Origin of the sequence: Shimia sp. MIT910701, assembly GCF_047126315.1 — a bacterium.
Lineage (GTDB): Bacteria > Pseudomonadota > Alphaproteobacteria > Rhodobacterales > Rhodobacteraceae > Shimia.
On the sequence record NZ_CP138953.1, the window covers coordinates 1363963 to 1385228 of the forward strand.

Annotated in this window: 21 protein-coding genes, 1 other RNA gene and 1 riboswitch; of the genes, 15 read left to right on the forward strand and 7 right to left on the reverse strand. The window is 58.9% G+C overall.

What is annotated here, in order from left to right:
• Nucleotides 1-32 precede the first annotated feature (32 nt).
• The 4 genes from SIB38_RS06525 to SIB38_RS06540 form a co-directional block, all read right to left on the reverse strand.
• Nucleotides 33-953 carry a DUF2927 domain-containing protein gene (locus SIB38_RS06525; protein WP_294117820.1) on the reverse strand — a complete coding sequence of 307 codons (921 nt, stop codon included), beginning with the start codon at nucleotides 951-953 and terminating at the stop codon, nucleotides 33-35.
• On the reverse strand, nucleotides 950-2146 hold the full coding sequence (locus tag SIB38_RS06530; protein ID WP_294117818.1) for a toxic anion resistance protein: 1197 nt from the start codon (nucleotides 2144-2146) through the stop codon (nucleotides 950-952). Before SIB38_RS06530 ends, SIB38_RS06525 begins: the two co-directional genes overlap by 4 nt.
• Nucleotides 2147-2181: 35 nt before the next feature.
• Nucleotides 2182-3060 (reverse strand): 5-bromo-4-chloroindolyl phosphate hydrolysis family protein, encoded by an 879-nt coding sequence (locus SIB38_RS06535; RefSeq protein ID WP_294117816.1) that lies wholly within the window; start codon nucleotides 3058-3060, stop codon nucleotides 2182-2184.
• Nucleotides 3061-3258: 198 nt separating this feature from the next.
• On the reverse strand, nucleotides 3259-4137 hold the full coding sequence (locus SIB38_RS06540; protein WP_294117814.1) for a pseudouridine synthase: 879 nt from the start codon (nucleotides 4135-4137) through the stop codon (nucleotides 3259-3261).
• A gap of 61 nt (nucleotides 4138-4198) precedes the next feature.
• Here SIB38_RS06540 and SIB38_RS06545 point away from each other — a divergent pair, with 61 nt between their 5' ends.
• On the forward strand, nucleotides 4199-4648 hold the full coding sequence (locus tag SIB38_RS06545) for a nucleoside deaminase (protein WP_294117813.1): 450 nt from the start codon (nucleotides 4199-4201) through the stop codon (nucleotides 4646-4648).
• 4 nt (nucleotides 4649-4652) lie between these two features.
• Here SIB38_RS06545 and SIB38_RS06550 read toward each other — a convergent pair whose 3' ends face one another.
• Nucleotides 4653-5348 carry a metal-dependent hydrolase gene (locus SIB38_RS06550; protein WP_412551656.1) on the reverse strand — a complete coding sequence of 232 codons (696 nt, stop codon included), beginning with the start codon at nucleotides 5346-5348 and terminating at the stop codon, nucleotides 4653-4655.
• Nucleotides 5349-5425: 77 nt separating this feature from the next.
• Here SIB38_RS06550 and SIB38_RS06555 point away from each other — a divergent pair, with 77 nt between their 5' ends.
• The 10 genes from SIB38_RS06555 to SIB38_RS06600 all read left to right on the forward strand — a co-directional run bounded on the left by SIB38_RS06555 (nucleotide 5426) and on the right by SIB38_RS06600 (nucleotide 13553).
• Nucleotides 5426-6103 carry a ceramidase domain-containing protein gene (locus SIB38_RS06555; RefSeq protein WP_294117809.1) on the forward strand — a complete coding sequence of 226 codons (678 nt, stop codon included), beginning with the start codon at nucleotides 5426-5428 and terminating at the stop codon, nucleotides 6101-6103.
• Between the two features lie 149 nt (nucleotides 6104-6252).
• Nucleotides 6253-6540 (forward strand): Asp-tRNA(Asn)/Glu-tRNA(Gln) amidotransferase subunit GatC, encoded by a 288-nt coding sequence (gene gatC / locus SIB38_RS06560; protein WP_294117807.1) that lies wholly within the window; start codon nucleotides 6253-6255, stop codon nucleotides 6538-6540.
• A gap of 65 nt (nucleotides 6541-6605) precedes the next feature.
• The gene (gene gatA / locus SIB38_RS06565) at nucleotides 6606-8093 is read left to right on the forward strand and encodes an Asp-tRNA(Asn)/Glu-tRNA(Gln) amidotransferase subunit GatA (RefSeq protein ID WP_294117805.1); all 1488 of its coding nucleotides are present in this window, start codon (nucleotides 6606-6608) and stop codon (nucleotides 8091-8093) included.
• Between the two features lie 35 nt (nucleotides 8094-8128).
• Nucleotides 8129-8971, forward strand: coding sequence for a hypothetical protein (locus SIB38_RS06570; RefSeq protein ID WP_294117803.1), 843 nt, complete (start codon nucleotides 8129-8131; stop codon nucleotides 8969-8971).
• 2 nt (nucleotides 8972-8973) lie between these two features.
• Nucleotides 8974-9639 (forward strand): N-acetylmuramoyl-L-alanine amidase, encoded by a 666-nt coding sequence (locus tag SIB38_RS06575; protein ID WP_294117801.1) that lies wholly within the window; start codon nucleotides 8974-8976, stop codon nucleotides 9637-9639.
• Nucleotides 9640-9672: 33 nt separating this feature from the next.
• Nucleotides 9673-10048: RNase P RNA component class A (gene rnpB, locus SIB38_RS06580), an RNA gene on the forward strand.
• A gap of 72 nt (nucleotides 10049-10120) precedes the next feature.
• Entirely contained in the window at nucleotides 10121-10795 is a 675-nt protein-coding gene (locus tag SIB38_RS06585; RefSeq protein ID WP_294117799.1) for a lysoplasmalogenase, read from the forward strand.
• Nucleotides 10796-10843: 48 nt separating this feature from the next.
• A complete protein-coding gene (ftsY, locus tag SIB38_RS06590) occupies nucleotides 10844-11938 on the forward strand; it encodes a signal recognition particle-docking protein FtsY (RefSeq protein WP_294117797.1) in 1095 nt (364 codons plus the stop codon).
• A 79-nt stretch (nucleotides 11939-12017) separates the two neighbouring features.
• Nucleotides 12018-12923, forward strand: coding sequence for a DMT family transporter (locus SIB38_RS06595; protein ID WP_294117795.1), 906 nt, complete (start codon nucleotides 12018-12020; stop codon nucleotides 12921-12923).
• Nucleotides 12924-12932: 9 nt separating this feature from the next.
• On the forward strand, nucleotides 12933-13553 hold the full coding sequence (locus SIB38_RS06600) for an inner membrane-spanning protein YciB (RefSeq protein ID WP_412551657.1): 621 nt from the start codon (nucleotides 12933-12935) through the stop codon (nucleotides 13551-13553).
• 41 nt (nucleotides 13554-13594) lie between these two features.
• On the opposite strand, the gene SIB38_RS06605 is transcribed toward SIB38_RS06600, so the two are convergent.
• A complete protein-coding gene (locus SIB38_RS06605) occupies nucleotides 13595-14290 on the reverse strand; it encodes a glutathione S-transferase N-terminal domain-containing protein (protein ID WP_294117793.1) in 696 nt (231 codons plus the stop codon).
• Between the two features lie 36 nt (nucleotides 14291-14326).
• Nucleotides 14327-15238, reverse strand: a complete 912-nt coding sequence (locus SIB38_RS06610) for an alpha/beta fold hydrolase (protein WP_294117791.1) — start codon at nucleotides 15236-15238, stop codon at nucleotides 14327-14329.
• Nucleotides 15239-15358: 120 nt separating this feature from the next.
• Nucleotides 15359-15436: riboswitch (SAM riboswitch) on the forward strand.
• A 64-nt stretch (nucleotides 15437-15500) separates the two neighbouring features.
• On the opposite strand from SIB38_RS06610, the gene metZ reads away from it, so the two are divergent.
• The 4 genes from metZ (at nucleotide 15501) to SIB38_RS06630 (ending at nucleotide 21195) form a co-directional block, all read left to right on the forward strand.
• On the forward strand, nucleotides 15501-16688 hold the full coding sequence (gene metZ / locus SIB38_RS06615; RefSeq protein WP_412551658.1) for an O-succinylhomoserine sulfhydrylase: 1188 nt from the start codon (nucleotides 15501-15503) through the stop codon (nucleotides 16686-16688).
• A 178-nt stretch (nucleotides 16689-16866) separates the two neighbouring features.
• Nucleotides 16867-17967 (forward strand): GTP cyclohydrolase FolE2, encoded by a 1101-nt coding sequence (gene folE2 / locus SIB38_RS06620; RefSeq protein WP_294117788.1) that lies wholly within the window; start codon nucleotides 16867-16869, stop codon nucleotides 17965-17967.
• 127 nt (nucleotides 17968-18094) lie between these two features.
• Nucleotides 18095-19543: a TrkH family potassium uptake protein gene (locus SIB38_RS06625; RefSeq protein WP_294117787.1), complete on the forward strand. Its 1449-nt coding sequence runs from the start codon at nucleotides 18095-18097 to the stop codon at nucleotides 19541-19543.
• Nucleotides 19543-21195 (forward strand): thiamine pyrophosphate-binding protein, encoded by a 1653-nt coding sequence (locus SIB38_RS06630; protein WP_412551659.1) that lies wholly within the window; start codon nucleotides 19543-19545, stop codon nucleotides 21193-21195. The genes SIB38_RS06625 and SIB38_RS06630 overlap by 1 nt, the downstream gene beginning before the upstream one ends.
• The last annotated feature ends 71 nt before the right edge of the window (nucleotides 21196-21266 follow it).

Here is a 21266-nt window from a genome sequence, read left to right on the forward strand (position 1 = left end):
TGGTCCTTTCAAAAGGCTGGTCGCGGCAGCGCTCAGAAGTTCTGTGCGGTTTGCTCGCGGGCCAGAATGTAAACAATGGGGCGGGCCTCGTCCACGCTCATACCGATGCCAAGGCGGTCATCATAGAGCATGGAGAGCAGTTTTTCGTCATGCGTGGTGAGCAGCGCAAACTCTTCGTCATCGTTGAAGATTGAAGGGCGGGCTTCGGGACTGTCGTTGGCCAATCCAAGCCCTTGGGCGATCTCTTCGTGGAAGCAGGATTTACGCAGAAGGTCCGGGTGTTCTGCACGCACCAAGGCTACGGCAGAGGTGTAGGCGTTGGGGTTGGTGTCTGAGGCCAAGGCGACCACAAAGCAGTATATGTTCCGTGGTGGATTGGCGAAGAGCGCACGGGTTTTGGGGGAGGCGTTGGGCAGCAGAGTGTCCAGACGCGATTGCACGGTGTCACGGTCATCCGCGCCCATCACCAGCACGTGGAAGTTGGGTTTGTTGGTCGTCAGGCGGATCGGGTGGCCGGTGGCGTTGGCCAAGCGGGGCACATAGGCGGCCACCGTGGCGCGATCGGTGGCGCGTTGGCTTTCCGGCACCGAGGGGCCAAACTCGACGTTCACTTTGACGGGACCGCTCCAGCGGCGCAGTTGGCCTGCTTGGCCCGTGGAGCGCTCCAGCCCGCCGGTGTTGCTGTATTCGTCATAAAAGGCGATGCGTTCAAAGTTGCGCGCCAGCATGTCAGGCGTGAACGGTGTGTCCGGGCCGCCGCCATCGGTGCGCAGCAACCCGCGCGTCAGCAGGTCCGCCTGGACGCTGCTGTAGTAGCTGCGCAGGGCTGCGCTGGCCTCGGACGGGGGCGCGGGCGCAGGGGCGACAACCGGTGGCGCGGTGACGCCGCCGGTGTTGACGCAGGCTGCCAAGGTCGTCAGCAGCCCGAGACCTATGCCCGCAAGCCGCTTCACGCGGTGGGCACAGCGGTCGCGGCGGTGTCACCCAGGCCGTCTTTGCGTGCCTTGGCTGCCGCCAATGTGTCGCGCAATTCGGCTTCCATCTTTTTCATGTCGTCTTCGGCGGCGGCGCGCTTGGCTTTGCCTTCGTCGGCGATTTGTAGCGACTCGTTGATGGTAGCGATCAGCTCTGCGTTGGCGGTTTTCACGGCCTCGATGTCAAACACGCCGCGTTCCATTTCGGTGCGCACCACCTTGTTGGTTTCGCGCAGATTCTTGGCGTTGGCGGTCAGAAGCTCGTTGGTGAGGTCGTTGGCCTCACGCACGGCAGAGGCGGCTTCGGCGGAGCGCTGGATGGTCACGGCCTGCGCCAGCTGGGTTTCCCAAAGTGGCACGGTGTTGACCAAAGTGGAGTTGATCTTGGTGACCAGCGATTTGTCGTTTTCCTGCACGAGGCGGATGGACGGTAAGGATTGCATGGTGACCTGACGGGTCAGTTTCAGGTCATGCACGCGGCGCTCTAGATCGTCGCGTGCGGCGCGCAGGTCGCGCAGTTCTTGTGCCTTCATCACCTGAGCGTTTTCATCGGCTGCGGCCACTTCGGCTTCTTTGGCTGGAATGTCGTTGGCATCCAGCTCGGCAATCTTGGCTTCGCCAGCTGCGATGTAGAGCGCCAGTTCGTCATAGAAGGCGAGGGTCTTTTCGTAGAGTACGTCCAGCGATTTGATGTCCTTGAGCAGGGTGTGCTCGTGGGTCAGCAGGTTGTCGGTGATCTTGTCGATCTGGTCCTGTACCTCTTCAAAACGCGCGGTAAACTTGGCAAAAGGCGCGGCGCGGCCGATCAGCTTTTCCCAGAAGCTGCGTTCGCGGCGGACGTCCAGCTCAGACACGGAGAAACCGCGAATGGTGGTGACGATGTCGCGCAGGCTGTCACCGGCGGGGCCAACGTCTTTGTTGCGCACGTCTTGCAGCATGGCTTGGGAAATGGTCTGCAGTTCTGCCTGAGCACCGGAGCCAAAGGACACAATTGAGTTGGTGTTGCTCATGTCCAGCTCAGCCATGCGCTTGGTGATTTCCGCAGACACAGGAGCGTCCGCCTCGGCCAATGGCACAATGGCGTTGGCCTCTACCGGTTCGGGCAGGGCAACCGTGGCTTCGGTGATTTCCGCCAAAGCGGCTTCGGCTTTTTGTTTTACGATCTCAGACATTTAAATCCACCCTTCCCGGTAGGTCACATGTGTTATCAGCTGTTGCGGCGCAGGCCTTCGCGCTCCAAGCGCTCGCGCAGCACGTCAATTTCGATGGTCAGATCGCCGCGATCTTCCAGCAGGAGTTTCTGCGTGCGGGCGGCGAAGTTTTCTTCCAGATCATCCAGTAGCGCGAGGTAGTCGGCACGGGCTTGGACGTCTTGTGTGCGGCTGTAAATGTCGGCAAATTTCACGGTCGCGTCTTTGGCGCCGAGCAAATAGACGCCAAGGTAGCGGCGTGCCGCGGTGAGGTCGCGCGGGTCTTCTTCCACCGTGCGGAACAGGTCGCGGGCGGTAGATTGGAAGGCCGCGACACGACGTTCGACACTGCGATCTCCGGCGCGAGCGATGGCGTCGCTCATGGCGCGCAAATGCTCTTCGGCTTCTTCCACGGCGCGGGCGACCCGGTCGGTTTGGTGACGGTTGGTGCCCTCCATGCCTTTGTCCGACATCGGGTCGAGACCAAAGGCAAAGCTGTGCAGCAGGCCGCCAACCACGGCGAAGATGCCCGCCTCGATGGGGGCGTGACCGGCAAAGCCTGCGATTGCCAGTCCCAGACCAGTCAACACGGACCCGAGCAGTTTGCGCGGGAGCGCTGGGCGTCGAGCCACCTTGCGGGCGTCATAGGCCTCTTGGGCAAACATGCCTTCACGGGTCATCCATGCGGCGAGAAGCAGGACGCCAAGCGCAATCAGATATTGCGCCATGCCAATTGGGTCAGTGGTGAACGCTTTCCAGATTAGAGGCAGCGGCGCCATGAACAGGAGGTTGACACGCCCGCCCGCGCGGCTGCGCTTGGCATTGCGAAAACCCTCGTCGCTGCTGGCTCCTTGGGCGCCGCCGGGGCTGTATTTGCCGCCAAATTTCTGAGCCATCAGGCGCCTCCCGTGAAAGAGACGTAGAAGATCAACAGAACCAACAGGCCAAAGGCCAGTTTCTGTAACCCGGTTGATGACATACCCACTCCACCCTGCGCTAAGTTATGGAGAAATCTAAGAAGTCTGCCGCGCGAAGGCTAGGGGGAAGTTTTGGGAAAGCGGCGCATTGCCGAGGCAAGACCGCCTTTAAATCAGTTATTTGCGGCGGCGCGTGGGTTTGCGGCGTTTTTCCTCCGGAATCGCGCCGTCCAGGCCGAGTTGGTCGCGCACAACGCGGCGGCGCAATTCTTCGACTTCGCCCTGTTTAAGCTGACCCAATTGGAAGGGGCCGTAAGACACGCGGATCAGGCGGTTCACGGTGAGGCCGATGGCCTCCATGGCGCGGCGGATTTCGCGGTTTTTGCCCTCGCGCAGGCCGACGGTGACCCAGGCGTTGGCGCCTTGTTGGCGGTCAAGTGTGATGTCCATAGGCTGGAAACGTTCGCCGTCGACCTCGATGCCTTTTCGCAGCGGCGCGAAAGTATCTTCAGTTGGGCGGCCGTTGATTCTGACGCGGTATTTGCGCAGCCAACCGGTGCTGGGCAATTCCAGTTTGCGTTTCAGGCCACCATCGTTGGTCAGCAGCAGCAAGCCTTCGGAGTTGAGGTCAAGTCGCCCCACTGTCATCACGCGTGGGAGGTTCTCCGGCAGCTTGTCAAAGATCGTCTCGCGGCCTTTTTCATCGCGGTTGGTGGTCACCAGTCCGGCGGGCTTGTGGTAGAGCCAGATGCGTTCGTGATCCGGCTCGCCAATCAGCTTGCCGTCCACGGTGATGCGGTCTTTGGCGGTGACGTTTAGCGCCGGGCTGTCGAGTTTCTTACCGTTCACCGACACGCGGCCCGCCTCGATCATACGTTCTGCATCGCGACGCGAGGCCACACCGGCGCGGGCCAGGACCTTTGCAATGCGATCCCCCTCGCGTTTGGGCGCGTCAGAGGCCGGTTGCGCCGGCGTCTTGCGCGGCTTGGACGGGCGCGCCTTGGCGGCGTTTGGTTTCGCGTTGGGGCGACGGGAGGAGGGAGGCTTTTGAGACATGTCTCCGTTTACCTGCGAAACGGGGATTGCGAAAGGGGGCTTGGCAGGGCAAGTCTGCCCTATGACCTTTCGGAGCCATATGGACCTTGCGCTTGAAGAAGCGCGCGCCGCTGCAGCGCGTGGTGAGGTGCCCGTGGGGGCGGTGATTGTTGGGCCGGATGGCGAAGTTTTGGCGTCGGCGGGCAACCGGACGCGGGAAGATTTGGACCCAACAGCCCATGCCGAAGTGCTGGCGATGCGCGCGGCCTGTGCCAAGATTGGCAGCGAACGGCTGGTCGGGTGCGACCTGTATGTGACGCTGGAGCCGTGCCCGATGTGCGCCAGCGCGATCAGTCAGGCGCGGATTGCACGGGTATACTATGGCGCAGCGGACCCCAAATCCGGCGGCGTGGCGCAGGGGCCGCGGGTGTTTGCTCATCCGCAAAGCCATCATGTGCCCGAGGTGTATGACGGCCTTGCGGCGGAAGAGTGCGAGGCGCTGCTAAAGGCGTTTTTTGCCGAGCGGCGGTGACGCCTTAAAGGTCGATAGGGACCATTACTTCCGGTTCGATGACGTTTACGTCGGGCAGGGCTGCTGCGAGCACGTTTGCGGATTGCTCCAGGATCGGGAAGGTCTTGTAGTGGCAGGGGATCACGGTTTTGAAGTTGAAATAGCGTTTGGCAGCGTAGGCTGCGCCCGCCATGTCCATGGTGAAATGGCCGCCCGCGGAAAGAATGCCCACGTCGGGTTTGTAGTAATCCCCCATCCAGTCCATGTCCGCCATTATGTCGGTGTCGCCTGAGATATAAAGGCTGCGGCCCTCGGCGCGGAGGATGTAGCCGACTTCCGAGCCTGCGGCCTTGGGGCCTTGGTCCGTACCAAATGTGGAGCTGTGAGAGGCAGGCACCATGGTGAGGTTGACGCCGTCGCCCAGCTCTACAGTGCCGCCCTTGTTGAAACCGACGGTGTTCAAGTGCTCGTGTTCGTTCCAGTAAGAAATGAGATCATATTGGCCGACGATGGGACAGGAGAGTTTGCGCGCAAGGGGCAGCATGTCTGCGACATGGTCAAAATGCGCGTGGGTCAAAATCAGATGTGTAGCGCCTGCAACAGCCGCTTCGTGTTGGGCTTCTGGCAGCACCGGGTTGCCGGTGAGCCAAGGGTCGACGAGCAACACCAGATTGCCGGTTTCGATGCGAAAAGAGCCGTGTCCAAGCCAAATCAGTTTCATACTATCTCTCCCTCTCAATTGCCGTCAGAGTAGCACGCAATTGGCCTGGGGGAAGGGCTGGTATGGGAGGGGACGTGATGGATTGGATGGCGCCGATTGACGCCTATTGCGAGCGGTTGGACCCAAGTTTTTGGGCAGAGCCGGTGAATGCCGTGACCAATGCGGCGTTTGTGATTGCGGCGGCGTGGATGTGGGCGCGGTTGCGGTTTCTGCCTGCGATGCCGGGGCGGGGTATCGCAAAAGCCTTGTGCGTCATATTGGCAATGATCGGGCTTGGCAGTTTCCTTTTCCACACCGAGGCGACCGCATGGGCGGCTGCGGCCGATACAACGCCCATTGCGCTCTATGTGGTGCTCTACATTTACGCCGCCAACCGTTATTTCTGGGCGTTGTCTTGGCCAAAGGCGTTCGTCGCGACGGCGCTTTTCTTTCCCTATGCCGCGATAACCATCCCTCTGTTTGCCAAAATGCCGGTGTTGGGCGTTTCCGCGGGCTATATGCCTGTGCCAGTGATGATCCTGACCTATGCGATTCTGCTGCGCTCCCGCCGGCCGGAGGTGGCGCGGGGACTGGCGATTGGCGGCGGGCTGTTGCTGCTGTCCTTGACCTTTCGCTCGTTGGATATGCCGATGTGTCACCACGTGCCAATGGGGACGCATTTCATGTGGCACATTTTGAATGCCGTTATGTTGGGCTGGATGATTGAGGTGTTGCGGCGCCATCTGATTGCGGGGAGGCTCAAGGCGCAGCCTTGAGCCGTGCCCAACAAAAGACAGGCAACTCTATTGCATTTTCTTTTGGCGGGAGATGCAACGATGTGGGGCAAACGGAGGCAAGCGCTTGCACCGCTTTCCCCTGCGCGCTAAAGGCTGAGGGCACGTCCGCAACGAGAGAGTCTTGCCCCATGTCGATTGACGAAAGCACCGCCGCCAAAGTGGCCAAATTGGCCCGTATCAAGGTTGAAGAAGATGCCCTGCCTGCGCTGGCACAGGAATTCAATGCCGTGCTGGGTTTCATTGAGCAACTGAACGAAGTTGACGTCGAAGGCGTGGAGCCCATGGTGTCCGTGACCCCGATGCGTCTGAAGCGTCGTGAGGATGTGGTGACCGATGGCGATCAGCAGGAGAAAATCCTGAGCAATGCGCCGGATGCGCGTGAAGGCTTCTTTGCTGTTCCCAAAGTGGTGGAGTGATCCGGCTTTTATGCCGTTGATCCCCTGACAATAGATTTTGCCCCCATATGAGAGAGGCGCCCGATATGACCGATCTGACCAAACTTACCCTGGCTGAAGCCCGCGATAAGCTGCGTGCCGGGGATGTGACTTCCGTTGAACTGACCGAGACCTTTTTGAAAGCGATTGATGACGCCGATGCGCTGAACGCTTTTGTGCATAAGACGCCTGAGATTGCGCTGGAACGCGCCAAGGCGGCGGATGCGCGGATTGCCCAAGGTGATGCGCCGGACATGTGCGGCCTGCCAATCGGCATCAAGGACCTGTTCTGCACCAAAGGTGTGGCGTCCCAAGCGGCCAGCGGCATTCTGGAAGGCTTTACGCCGGAGTATGAATCCACCGTGTCTCAAAAGCTGGAAGATTCCGGTGCGGTGATGCTGGGCAAGCTCAACATGGATGAGTTTGCGATGGGCTCGTCCAACGAGACCTCTGTCTACGGCAACGCGATCAACCCGTGGCGTCGCGGCAATGATGATGCGGCATTGACCCCGGGCGGGTCTTCTGGTGGGTCTGCGGCGGCTGTTGCGGCGGATCTCTGTCTGGCTGCGACCGGTACGGACACGGGTGGCTCGATCCGTCAGCCTGCGGCGTTTACCGGCATCACCGGTATTAAGCCAACCTATGGCCGCTGTTCCCGCTGGGGCGTGGTGGCCTTTGCTTCTTCGCTCGATCAAGCAGGCCCAATGACCAAAGACGTGCGTGACGCGGCCATCATGCTTGAGGCGATGTGTGGTCACGATGAGAAAGACAGCACCAGTGTTGATCTTCCGGTGCCAAACTTTGAAGCCATGCTGACCGGCGACATTCGCGGCAAGAAAATTGGTATCCCAAAAGAGTACCGCATGGACGGCATGCCGGCCGAGATCGAAAAACTCTGGGCCGATGGCACCGAGATGCTGAAAGCTGCGGGCGCGGAGATTGTCGACATTTCTTTGCCGCACACAAAATACGCGCTGCCTGCGTATTATGTGATTGCACCAGCGGAAGCCTCTTCGAATTTGGCGCGCTATGATGGTGTGCGTTACGGCCACCGTGCCACTTTGGCGGCAGGTGATGGCATCACCGAAATGTACGAGAAAACCCGCGCCGAAGGCTTTGGTCATGAGGTGCAGCGCCGCGTGATGGTTGGCACCTATGTGCTGTCCGCAGGTTTCTATGACGCTTACTACAACCGTGCGCGTCGGGTTCGGACGCTGATCAAGCAGGACTTCGAAAACGTCTTTGCTCAGGGTATTGATGCGATTCTGACGCCTGCGACACCTTCGGCGGCCTTTGGTTTGGGTGAAATGACCGATGCCGATCCGATCCAGATGTATCTGAACGACGTGTTCACCGTGACCGTGAACCTGGCTGGTCTGCCAGGGGTGTCGGTGCCAACCGGTCTGGACAGCCAGGGTCTGCCGTTGGGTCTGCAGCTGATTGGCCGCCCTTGGGAAGAGGGCGATCTGCTGAACACCGCCTACGCGCTGGAGCAAGCCGCAGGTTTTGTGGCCAAACCAGGCAAATGGTGGTAAAGCTGCTGCAAAACTAAGAGCAGTTAAGGCAGATCATGAAACGTAGCATTGGGGCCATTTGTGCGCTGGTCGCGCTGAGCGCGTGCCAGCCGGCCGTGCCAGACAGCGCCGCAGGCGTGTTTTACGACGAGAAAACCGGGGAACATCGGCGGACGGCCTTGCCGCCCGCAAATGCAGTCTCGCAAGAGACCATTCCGGACGCACCGCAGATTGCGACGATCGAACCGGCGCCTGTGGTTGCCACTGTGCCGCCGGCGCAGTCTGTAGCTGCTACGCCCTTGATCACGACCACAACCGCACAGCCGCAAACCGCGGCAGCGGCAGCGAGCACTGTGCCATCCCCGAGCTCCAATGCGTCAGCCGCCAATGATGCGGCGAGCATTGCCAGTGAGACCACGGCTGCTTTGGCGGCGGCATCTGCCAATTCCGGTGTGCAGCCGCTGCACGCAAGCCCCAGCAATCCTGCGCCTCAGGTTTTCTCCAACCCGGGTATTTCGGATGAGAATGACTTTGCGGCTGTAGACGGGCGTCGCTCGATTGAGGCGGACGCCGCACGTCGGGCGCAGAACAAAGCCAACTATACGGTGATCCAACCCACTGCTGTGCCAGTGCGCACGGGAGACGCTGGGCCAAACATCGTGGCTTATGCTCTGGAGACAAAGCACCCTGTTGGCACAAAGGTGTACAGCCGACTGAAGATTGGTGGCGCGTCGCGCTATGAAAAAGCTTGTGCCAAGTTTGGCAGTGACGAGGCGGCGCAGCGGGCGTTTCTGGAAAAAGGCGGCCCTAAAAGAGATCGGCTTGGTGTTGATCCGGATGGCGATGGCTATGCCTGCAAGTGGGACCCGAGCCCGTTCCGCGTGGCCGCTGGCAACTAAGCATGTCTGCTTCCATGGACATTCTACAGCAGCCCTCCCCGAACTTCGGGGAGCGGCGGGATGGACAGCGGCCTGAACTGATCGTGATCCATTATACGGCAATGGACAGCGCGCAGGCGGCGATTGACTGGCTGTGCAATCCCGAAGCGGAGGTGTCAGCGCACTATGTGATTGCGCCAGACGGGCAGATCACACAGTTGGTGGCGGAGGAGATGCGGGCCTGGCACGCAGGTGTTGGCAGTTGGCAGGGTCAAGGGGATGTGAATTCCCGCAGCATTGGCATTGAACTGTCCAACAAAGGCGACCACCCGTTTGCGGCGGCGCAGATGGACGCGCTGGAAGCTCTGCTGGTTGGTATTATGCAGCGTTGGGATATTGGCCCGGACGGCGTGATTGGACATTCCGACATGTCGCCGGGGCGTAAGATTGATCCTGGTCCGAAGTTTGATTGGCTGCGGCTGGCGCGTCAGGGGCTGGCTGTTTGGCCGGATCAAAGGCCTGCGGAGGCCGATTGGGAAAGCTGTGCCGCGCAATTTGGCTACGATTTGGACAACCCTAATTGTTTTGCCGCGTTTCGGGCGCGGTTTCGGCCTTGGGCTGAAGGGCTATGTGACGCCGAGGATGCGCGCATTGCAGCGCGGCTAGTGCAGGCCGCAGGCAGAGATTGACGCTTTTGCAGCAAAGGCCTATTGCGGAGACGCGCAGAGAGCTGGATGGCCGCGGGGGCGTAAGCCCGCGAGGAAAGTCCGGACTCCACAAAGCAACGGTGCCGGGTAACGCCCGGCCGGGGAAACCCGAGGGAAAGCGCCACAGAGAACAGACTGCCCCGATCCGTCGGGGTCAAGGTGAAACGGTGGGGTAAGAGCCCACCGCGCGGCTGGCAACAGCGGCGGCACGGCAAGCCCCACCGGGAGCAATGCCAAATAGGGACCGCGTGTGCGCAAGCACAGGAGCGCTTTGCTCCGAGCAGGTCCGGGTTGGCAGCTTGAGGTGTCTGGTAACAGGCACCCTAGATGAATGGTCATTGAACTGGCTTCGGCCGGGGAACAGAATCCGGCTTATAGGCTCTCTGCGCGTCACCTTCCCATTTTGCACAAGACAAACAGAGGCTTGCCGCCATAGGGTGTTGGCAAAACACATGAGGCTGCCATGAGTATTGTCGAAGAAATTGCCCTGCGCCAAAGCATCCGCTTGGGATTGCTTGTGGTGGGGGTGTTGGCGGCGTTGGTTTATGCGGTGGCGTTTTGTCATCGCCCGCCCAGCGTCTGGAAGACGGTGGTTAAGACCATTCCGATGCCAGCCTTTGCAGCGGCAGTTGCGGTGAGTTTCGGTTCCTGGGCAGTGGTTGTGGCGTTGTTGCTGTCGGCGCTGGGCGATCTGGCACTGTCGCGAGATGGGGAGAAGGCCTTTCTTGTCGGTTTGGTGTCCTTTGCGGCGGCGCATGTAGCCTATGTTGTCTACTTTTGGGACATTGGCGCTGGGCCGTTGGCCATGCCTGTTTTGTTGGCGGCTTTGGTGGTTTTTGCGCTGTCGACAGAGCGTTGGTTGAGTCCGTTCACCGGTGAACTCCGTTGGCCGGTTAGAGCTTATGTGGCGATCATTTGCGCTATGGGGGCAACGGCTTTTGGATTGGTCGATCGGCCTTTGGCGGTGGCTGGGGCATTGTCCTTTATGGCGTCCGATACGCTGTTGGCGATCCAGCTTTTCCGCATGAAACCGGATGCGGCCCTGCAACGCATGGTGTCGATTGCTTTGTGGGTGCTTTATGCCGGTGGGCAGTTCCTGATTGTGGCAGGCGTGGGCTGGGCGACCCCACTCTTTTAAATCCCGTCAAATCAGACTAACTGGAAGCAAGCAGTTCCGGAGACCACCATGGCGTTTTTCTCAAAGCTCAAAGACAGGTTGTTCAAGTCGTCGTCCAAATTGGACGAAGGGCTTGAGGCAATTGTCGAAGATGGCGGCGTAGAGACCGAAGCGGTCGCGGTTGAAAGCCCTCCCGGAGAGCAGCCTGCGCCTGCCGCTGTTGAGGTGGAAGCGGCGCCTGCCGTGGAAGAGAAAGCGCCTGCTGAGGCGCCCAAGTCTGGCATACTGGCGCGGTTGACCGGCCAGAGCCAAAGCGGTCCGGTTGTTAAGCGCGTGCTGGACGATGACATGCTGGAGCAGCTCGAAGAGTTGCTGATTGCCTCCGATATGGGCGTGGACACCGCGCTGCGCGTGACCGCCAATATCGCGGAAGGCCGTCTGGGGCGGCGGGTCTCGACGCAAGAGATCAAAGATATTCTCGCGACCGAAGTGGCGCGGATCATGGAAACTGTGGCGCGTCCGATGCCGCTCTATCCCTCCAAGCCGCAGGTTGTGCTGGTTGTTGGCGTGAATGGTTCTGGCAAGACCACCACCATTGGCAAGCTGGCAAGCCAGTTCCGCGCGGCAGGGAAGTCCGTAGTCATTGCGGCTGGGGATACGTTCCGGGCGGCGGCGGTGGAGCAGCTGCAAGTATGGGGCGAACGCGCAGGTGTGCCGGTTTTGACCGCGCCAGAGGGCTCCGATCCTGCGAGCTTGGCGTATGATGCGATGACCAAGGCGGAAGCCGAAGGGGCGGACCTGCTGATGATCGATACGGCCGGGCGTTTGCAGAACCGTCAGGACCTGATGGAAGAGCTTGCCAAGATCGTGCGGGTGATCCGCAAAAAAGACCCGGATGCGCCGCACAACACGTTGTTGGTGTTGGACGCCACAACCGGCCAAAATGCGATCAGCCAAGTGGAGACGTTCCAAAAACTGGCAGATGTGTCTGGTCTCGTGATGACGAAGCTGGATGGCACTGCAAAGGGCGGCATTCTGGTGAGCCTCGCAGATAAGTTTGGTCTGCCGATCCACGCGATTGGCGTGGGCGAGCAAATTGATGATCTGCAACCCTTTGATCCCGAAGAGTTTGCCGCGGCCCTTATTGGGCTGGAGCAAAACTGATCTTCTTCTTGCCCAAAGTATCCTCCGGGGGTCCGGGGGTGGAAAACCCCTGGTCCAACAGCGCAATTGAGCGCCAATCATGAGCGCTTGGCTGGTCTCTCTGGAGGGAACCGCTTCAGGCCAGCAACTGGCGCTGGCGCTGGCGTTGTTGGCGGCGTTTCTCCACGCCGTGTTCGGCGCACTTCAAAAAGGGCGGCATGATCCCTGGCTGACACGCGGGGCGATTGATTTCAGCTATGCGGCTATGGCGGCGCCCTTTGCTTTGTTCGTGGTGCCGTGGCCTGAGCCACATATGTGGCTGATTTTTCTGGGTGCCTTTGTCATTCACACCGGCTACAAGTTGCTGCAGAGTTGGGCTTATACCAAAGGTGCGTTCACCGTGGTCTACCCCGTTGTGCGCGGGGTGGGGCCGTTTTTCACGGTTATTGGCGCCTATCTGATTTTTGGCGAGACCTTCAGCGGGTTGCAGTGGTTTGGGGTAGCCGTCCTGATGGCGGGTATTCTGGGCTTAGCCGTCTACAACATGGTGTTTATGACCGAGGGGCGGGAGACCTTGCTGGCCGCGATGGTGATTGCGGTATTCACCGGCTTTTTTGTGGCGCTTTACACAACCTATGATGCGTTTGGTATCCGCGCCACGGCGGACCCATTTACCTTTCTTGCGTGGTTCTTCCTGATCGACGGGCTGGTGTTTCCGGTCTTGGCGGCGATGAAGTATCGCGCCATGGCGCACCCGCCCGCCCTTGGCCCGTTGATGACACGCGGCGTCATTGGCGGGTTGGTGGCTTTTGCCAGCTTTGGCTCGGTCATGCTGGCGACACGTTTGGACAATGTGGGCGAGGCAGCAGTGCTGCGGGAAACTTCGCCGGTGTTTGCGGCGCTGATCGGGTGGCTGGTGTTGAAAGAGACGGTGGGTCCACGCCGGATTGCCTTGATGGCATTGATTGCGCTGGGGGCTGTGATAGTGGAAGTGGGCAGGCAATAGGAACGCGCGATGGCTGAAAATTCTTCTGAGAAAAAGATCAACCCGATGCTGAAGATGGGTTTGGAACTGGGCCCCATTATGGTGTTCTTTGTCGCCTATTTGCGGCTGCGGGACCAAACCATTGAAATCGGCGGCACAGCCTATGATGGGTTCATTGTCGCCACTGCGGGATTTATTCCGCTGTTGATCCTGACCACGGGCATCCTGTGGAAACTGACCGGCAAGCTTTCAAAAATGCAGGTGGCCACCTTGGTGCTGGTGATCCTGTTTGGCGGGTTGTCGGTGTGGCTTAATGACGAGCGGTTCTTCAAGATGAAGCCAACCATGATCTACCTCCTGTTTGGTGGGGCGCTTGGTGTGGGGCTGCTGCGAGGGCAGAGCTATTTGAAGTTTGTGATGGAAGAGATGATGCCTCTGAAAGAAGAGGGCTGGATGTTGTTGACCAAGCGGTTGACGGCGTTTTTCATCGGGCTGGCGGTGCTGAACGAGGTGATCTGGCGCACCCAGAGCACGGACACCTGGGTTTACTTCAAGACCTTTGGCCTGACCGCGGCGGTGTTCATTTTCTTCATGACCCAAGGCAAGATTTTCCAGGACTATGCGCTGGAAGAAGAGGTTGAGGAGGGCTGAAGGGCGCCGTTTTTTGCGTTCTTTAAGAGTGCGTTCGCAGACTAAGATCCAAAAAGATCGTCCTGAACCCAGGTGTCGGACCGGTCAGCGCGCAGATCGGCATGCAAGGCCCGCCCGCGTCTCAGGGAGGGGCGTTCCCACAGAGTTTTGAGCCAGCGGGCCATGTGGGGTTTGTCCTCCAGCGTCTGCTCTTGCCCTTCCCAAAGGGAGGCCCAACCCCAAGCTGACATATCCGCGATGGAGTAGAAATCGCCTGCCAAGTATTCGTTCTCGGCCAATCGGCGATCCAGCACGCCATAGAGCCGCGCGGTTTCGTCGCGGTAGCGGGCTTTGGCGTAGGCGATGTCTTCAGGCGCGTATTTCAGGAAGTGATGGGTTTGGCCGGCCATTGGGCCAAGCCCGCCCATTTGCCACATCAGCCATTCTTCCACGGCAACTCGCTCCCGTTCTGTCGTGCCCAAAAACGTGCCGGTCTTGCGCGCGAGGTAGAGCAGGATTGCGCCGCTTTCAAAGACCGAGATGGGCTGACCGTCAGGTCCGTTTGGATCAACAATCGCGGGCATGCGGTTATTGGGGGCGATCTTGAGGAAATCGGGCGCAAATTGATCACCCTTGCCGATATTGATCAGGTGCGTGGTGTAGGGCAGCGCCATTTCCTCAAGCGCGATGGAAATCTTCCAGCCGTTGGGCGTGGGCCAGTAATAGAGGTCGATTGGATCAGCGGTAAGCTCGGACATGGGCGCTCCTGTTGTGGTGCCCAAAGCTTGCCTGTTTTAGGCCGTGCCGCAAGGGGGCGGTTTGGGGCCGGTACGGCCGGCCATGGGCAGCGTGTGGCGCGAGAGTTGTGATTTCAGGAGCGAGAGCGGCAAGGATTGGGGGTGCCGCAGCAAGGTGCCATAAAACGCCATTGCGCCAGGCCGCAAGTAAGGCGACCAGTGGCAAAACCAATGCTTGGGGGGCGCGATGGTGTGTCCCATTTCGGCGAGGCTCTCCAAACTGGGCGCATCGCCCAGTCGAATTGTGACGGCGTTGCGGGCTTCAAATCCGCGACCAATGGAGCGATCATGCGCTGGGTTGCGTCCAAGTAGGCGCTCAAACAGGATGTCGTAGAAGGCATTTTCTGAGCTTACGACATTGAACAGCTCTGCAGAGCGCCCAGCTGGCGTGCGCAGCGCCAATGCAACGCAGGGGCGGAACACAGCGCCGTTGAGCAAAACAATACGGCCTACGTCACCGTGTTGCAGGCGGCGCAGCGTACTGAGCGCGACATAGGCGCCCATGGAGTGACCAATCAGGTGGATTTGACGGTCGGGGGCAATGTCACGCAGTTCAGTGATCAACTTTGCGAGCGCGTGAGAGGCACGCAACGCGGAGCGCAGCGCTTGTTTCAGCGAGCCTCGGGCGTTCCAGCCAAAGGCGACCCCGAGGCCGGTGTTGTGCGACGCATCCAAGAATCCCAAGCGTCGCGGCCAACTGATGGCTTTGCCGCATGTGGCGTCGTGCGCGGCAAAGATATGACTGTGTGGGCAATGATCGGGGTCGTTTGGGGCAAACTTATACCCGTGCAGCATGATGGTGATCGGGCCAGTTGAAGGCATCGCCCGGCGCAACGCAGGCCAAAGGGAGGTTTTGGTACTGTGCAGTACCGGGTTTCTGCCTTCTGCGTTGATCCGAATGAGCGCCATGTCGGCTTCCCCTTTCACCTAAAACCCAGTGTTGCGCGAAAATGTGCAGATTGCGTAAAGTCCGCGTCACAGCTTGGTGAAGGGGCCTGTGTGGCTTGACCTTTGATGCGTTCAGGCGTAATTCGCAGGCGTGGCGATTTGTTACCGGATTGCGGGCCACGTTAAAGATGCCGCTAAAGAGGTCAGGACGAAGGAGCCCCTTCCGCTTGGCCGGAACGGGGCTTTTTATTTGGGCCGGTCAGAGAGGCCCGGGAGAGATGACATGAGCGATTGGAACAAACGCACAAAGCTGGTGCATGGCGGTACACGACGCAGCCAATACAAAGAGGTCAGTGAGGCAATTTTCCTGACACAGGGCTTTGTGTACGACAGCGCGGAACAGGCCGAGGCCCGCTTTATCGAAACCGGCGAAGATGAGTTCATCTATGCGCGCTATGGCAACCCAACCGTGGCAATGTTCGAAGAGCGTATTGCGGCGCTTGAGGGGGCAGAGGATGCCTTTGCCACAGCCAGCGGCATGGCGGCAGTCAGCGGTGCGTTGACCTCTATGTTGAAGGCGGGCGATCACGTTGTTTCGGCTAAGGCGCTGTTTGGCTCTTGCATCTACGTATTGCAGGACATCCTGGGCCGATATGGCGTGGAAGTGACCTTTGTCGATGGCACGGATTTGGCCGCTTGGAAAGCGGCGATGCGTCCAGACACCAAAGCGGTATTCTTTGAAAGCATGTCCAATCCGACGATGGAGGTGATCAACATCACTGCGGTGGCACAGATCGCCCATGAAGTCGGCGCGACAGTGCTGGTGGACAATGTGTTCTCCACACCGGTGTTTTCCAACGCGATTGAGCAAGGCGCGGATGTGGTGATCTACTCGGCGACCAAACATATCGACGGCCAAGGCCGGGCGTTGGGCGGGGTTGTTCTGGGCACCAAAGACTTCATCCGCGGCACGCTTGAGCCCTACATGAAGCACACCGGTGGCAGCATGAGCCCGTTTAATGCCTGGGTGATGCTGAAAGGTCTGGAGACCATTGATCTGCGTGTTCGGGCGCAGGCAGAGAGTGCTTTGGCCATTGCGTCGGCTCTGGAAGGCCATTCGGCCTTGGAGCGCACAATCTATCCGGGTTTGGAAAGCCATGCGCAGGCCGCTTTGGTGAAGAAACAGCTGGGCGGCAAGGGCGGCACGGTTCTGTCTCTCGACATCAAAGGCGGACGCGAAGCCGCGTTCAAGTTCCTAAATGCACTTGAGATTGCGGTGATTTCCAACAACCTTGGCGACGCAAAGTCGATTGCCACGCACCCGGCGACCACGACCCACCAGCGTTTGACGGATGAGGTGAAGGAAGACCTTGGGATCACTCCCGGTCTGGTGCGGTTCTCCGTTGGGTTGGAGGACACTGATGATCTGATCAAGGATATCACCCGCGCAATTGAGGCCTCACAGGCTTAAAGGCGGCGTGACTTCGGAGCAAGATTGGGGCGCGCGACGGACAGGTCGGGCGCCCTTTGCGTCAGTAACTGCGGTGTGAACCAAGGTGTCGTTTTTTGCGTATGTGTTAACGATATTAGCATTTTGTCGGCGGACTGACTAAGTTAGTGAGGCGGCAGCAGGGAAAAGGCGCTTGGCTATGAATGTTCAGACTTCCAAGACCCACACTGAAATGACACGGGAAGAGGCTGCAGAGGCGTTGGCGCGTTTGCGGGCCTGGGCGCAGTCTGCGTCTGTGACCGAGATTGCCGAGCTGGACCCGGCGGTTGCACGGTTGCTGCCGGATCAACCACTTGCGAACTACCCAGATTTGTCGCGCCGATACCCTGAGGATTTTGAGGCCACGCCACAGTATCGCGCGACGCTGCCAGACCTGCAGAACGGTCCGGAGAGCTTGATCAAAGGTGAAAAACAGCAGATCCAGCACGTGGGGATTTCAAACTTTCGCCTGCCAATCCGGTTTCACACACGTGACAATGGTGACATCACGTTGGAGACCAGCGTCACCGGTACGGTCAGCTTGGAAGCCGACAAGAAGGGCATCAACATGTCCCGGATCATGCGGTCGTTTTATAAACACGCCGAGAAGACCTTCAGCTTCAGCGTGATGGAAGCGGCCTTGGCGGACTACATTACCGATCTGGAGAGCTTTGATGCACGGCTGCAGATGCGGTTTTCCTATCCTATGAAGATCAAATCGCTGCGGTCTGGCCTTGAAGGCTATCAGTATTACGACATCGCGCTGGAAAAGGTGCAGCATGGTGAGACCACGCATAAGATCATGCATTTGGACTATGTCTATTCCTCAACCTGTCCATGTTCGCTGGAGTTGAGTGAACATGCGCGGATGTCACGCGGGCAGTTGGCCACGCCACATTCTCAGCGCTCTGTGGCACGTATTTCTGTGGAGATTGTGGACCAACCGCGGGTGTGGTTTGAGGATCTGATTGATCTGGCGCGCGCCGCTGTGCCAACAGAAACACAGGTCATGGTAAAGCGTGAGGATGAGCAGGCCTTTGCAGAGTTAAACGCCGCCAACCCGATTTTTGTGGAAGATGCCGCGCGGCTGTTCTGCGAGAAGTTGAAGGCCGACCCGCGCATTGGCGATTTCCGTGTGATTGCCAGTCATCAGGAAAGTTTGCACAGTCACGATGCCGTGTCGGTTCTAACAGATGGTCCGTTGTTTGCTTCCGAAAGCATCGATCCAAAATTGTTCACCACGCTGTTTCACGTCGGGTAATCTGGCGGCGCAGTTGGGGCGTTTTTTGTCGTTTGCGTAATAGAACAGGGGGGTGCGGACGGCCCGTTGTTGGGGGAGAGTTGGAACGAGCTTGACAGTGGCTGGCGCAAGCGCCAACCCTGCGGCCATGCTGGACTTACGACCCGTTGGATATGTGATCGGCCTTTTGGTGGCGATATTGGGCGTGGCCATGCTGCTGCCCATGGTTGTTGATTTTTGGGATGGCAACGCCCATTGGGAAACATTTTTTGTCAGCGCATTGGTAACGGCTTTGACTGGCGGCATGGTGGCACTGTCCTGTCACAATGGACGCGGTAACGGACTTTCCTTGCAACAAACCTTCTTGCTCACCACGGGGGTATGGGTTGCGCTGCCAATGTTTGGCGCTTTGCCCTTCATGTTGGGCGCGACCGAGGCACGTGTGGTTGATGCGTTTTTTGAAGCGATGAGCGGATTAACGACCACCGGCTCCACAGTGTTTTCTGGACTGGATGCGTTGCCGCGTGGGATGTTGTTGTGGCGTGGATTGCTGCAATGGCTGGGCGGCATTGGTATTATTGTTGTGGCGATGGTGTTTCTGCCGGAATTGCGCGTGGGCGGCATGCAAATTTTCCGCAGCGAAGGCTTTGACACCTTTGGAAAAATCTTGCCGCGGGCCACAGAGATCAGCAGCCGGATTTCGGTGATTTACATCACGCTGACAGTGGCTTGCGCGTTCGCTTACGTCATCACCGGCATGGAGCCGTTTGATGCGGTGGTTCATGCGATGACCACAATCGCCACAGGCGGGTTCGCCAATTACGATTCCTCTTTTGGTGGGTTTTCTATCGGAACCGAGTATGTCGCCGTTGTGTTTATGCTGCTCGCGGCTTTGCCGTTTGTGCGCTTTGTGCAGCTTACGGCAGGTAGTGCGCAGCCCTTGCTGCAGGACTCGCAGATCCGGGCATTCTTTCTGACCGTGGCGGTGATCGTGATCATGCTCACCAGTTGGCAGGTGCTGAGCAATGGATTGGGCAGCGAGGCGGGCTTTCGCAAAGTGCTGTTCAACACAACTTCGATTGTAACCGGCACCGGTTATGCCAGCGCGGACTATATGCAGTGGGGCGGGTTTCCCGTCTCCGTGCTGTTCTTTGCTGGACTGATCGGCGGCTGTGCGGGGTCGACGGCCTGTTCTATCAAAGTCTTTCGCTATCAACTGCTGTTTGCCACGATAAAAACCCAAATCCGCAAAATCCAGCACCCCAGCGGCGTGTTCTCGCCAAGCTTTCAAGGGCGCAAGATTGACGACGATGTGCTGAGTTCTGTGATGAGCTTTTTTGTGTTCTTCACAGTGACATTAGGCGGTTTGGCTGTTCTGTTGGGCATGACCGGGCTCGATTTCACCACGGCTTTGTCCGGATCAGCGGCGGCTTTGGCCAATATTGGCCCCGGATTGGGCGACATCATTGGCCCGGCCGGGAACTTTGCGACACTGAATGATGCGGCCAAATGGCTATTGGCAGCGGGCATGTTGATTGGCCGGCTGGAGCTTTTGGCGGTCTATGTACTCTTTACGGTTCAATTCTGGAGGGCCTGATGGCGGCAATGGATCAGGAGATGCGTCCTTTGGGGGCGCAGATTTCGCACATGCTGAAAGCACGTGGTGTGGATGTTATTTTTGGCATTCCCGGTGTGCACAATGTGGAGATGTATCGTGGCATTGAAGAAGCTGGGATCACGCATGTTCTCGCGCGTCATGAACAAGGCGCTGGCTTTATGGCTGATGGTTATGCGCGGGCCAGCGGCAAGCCCGGCGTGGCCTATGTCATCACGGGACCGGGGGTGTGCAACATCCTGACGCCATTGGGGCAGGCCTATTCCGACAGTGTTTCGGTGCTGACATTGTCGAGTTGTCTCGATGAGCATGTCGGTCATCGTGGCCAGTTGCACCAGATGCGCGATCAGCGCGGGGCGGCGGCGACTGTGTGTGATTGGTCCGAGGAGGCGCGCACACCTCGGGCGGCCTATGATTTGATTGACCGTGCGTTGGTGGAATTTGAGACACAACGCCCACGCCCCAAGCACATCCAGGTGCCGATTGCCCTTTTGGGTGCGATGGCTCCTGAAGCACCAGTAGCACGACCGGGCGCTATGGAGAGCCATGCAGGCTTTGCGGCAGGGGATATGCGCGGTGTGGCGCAGGATTTACTCAATGCGAAGAAGCCGTTGTTCATTTTGGGCGGCGGATTAGCATCCTCCGGCGAGGCGGCGGCTTTGCATATGCGCCTGCTGCTCAAAGAAACCGGCGCTGCGGCCTTTATGACCTATGCGGGGGCTGGCCTTTTGGCGCCGGATGAGGCGATGAGCTTTGGCACCTATCTTGGTCGCGCAGAGAGCAAACGGATCATTGGCGACAGCGATCTGGTGATCGCGATTGGTACCGAGTTGAGTGAATGCGATTTGTGGCGTGATGAGCTTGGCCAAACCGGGCGGCTTGTGCGCGTGGACATCGACCCCGAAGTGTTGGCGGACCGGCATCGGGCAGACACCATGGTGCAAGCGGATGCCTTTTCGTTTGTGATGAAGCTGCGGGCGGATGTCTCCTTTTTGCTGTCGATGAATGATGCGTTGCCGGACGACGCGGTGCCGCCAAAATGGAAGGCGGCAGAGATTGCTGCCGCAAAGAAACGCTTCCGCGCCGAAACTGACGCAGAACGCCCTGGCATTGCCGAGATCTGTGACGTGTTGTCAGAGGTTATGCCGGAGGACGCGATGATCTATTCGGATATGACGCAGTTTGCCTATGTCGCAAAAGAGGTCTGGGACATGGACCGGCCCGGGTTTTGGCACCATCCCAGCGGCTTCGGCACCTTGGGGTATGCGTTGCCAGCCTCGATTGGCGGCGCGATGGCGCGCCGTGGCAAGCCGACGGTCTGCATCGCGGGGGACTACGGGTTCCAATATACCGTGCAGGAACTCGGCGCGGCTGTGGAGATGAAGCTGCCGATCCCAATTTTGCTGTGGGACAACCACAAGCTCAAGGAGATCGAAGACAGCATGGTGGCCAGTCAGATTGCGCCCAATGCAGTGGTGGCGGTGAACCCGGATTTCTGCAAGTTGGCGGAAAGCTATGGTTGTTTGGCAACAGAGCCGAAGACGACTGCGGAGTTACAGGCGGCGTTGACGCAGGCTTTTGATGCAGATCGGCCGACGATGATCCGGATGACGGCGGCGCTGTCGACCTCCTGAAAAACGTGATCTTCAAATGAAAAGGGCGGCTTCCAAAAGAGCCGCCCTTTGTTTTTGTGGTGGTGGGAGTT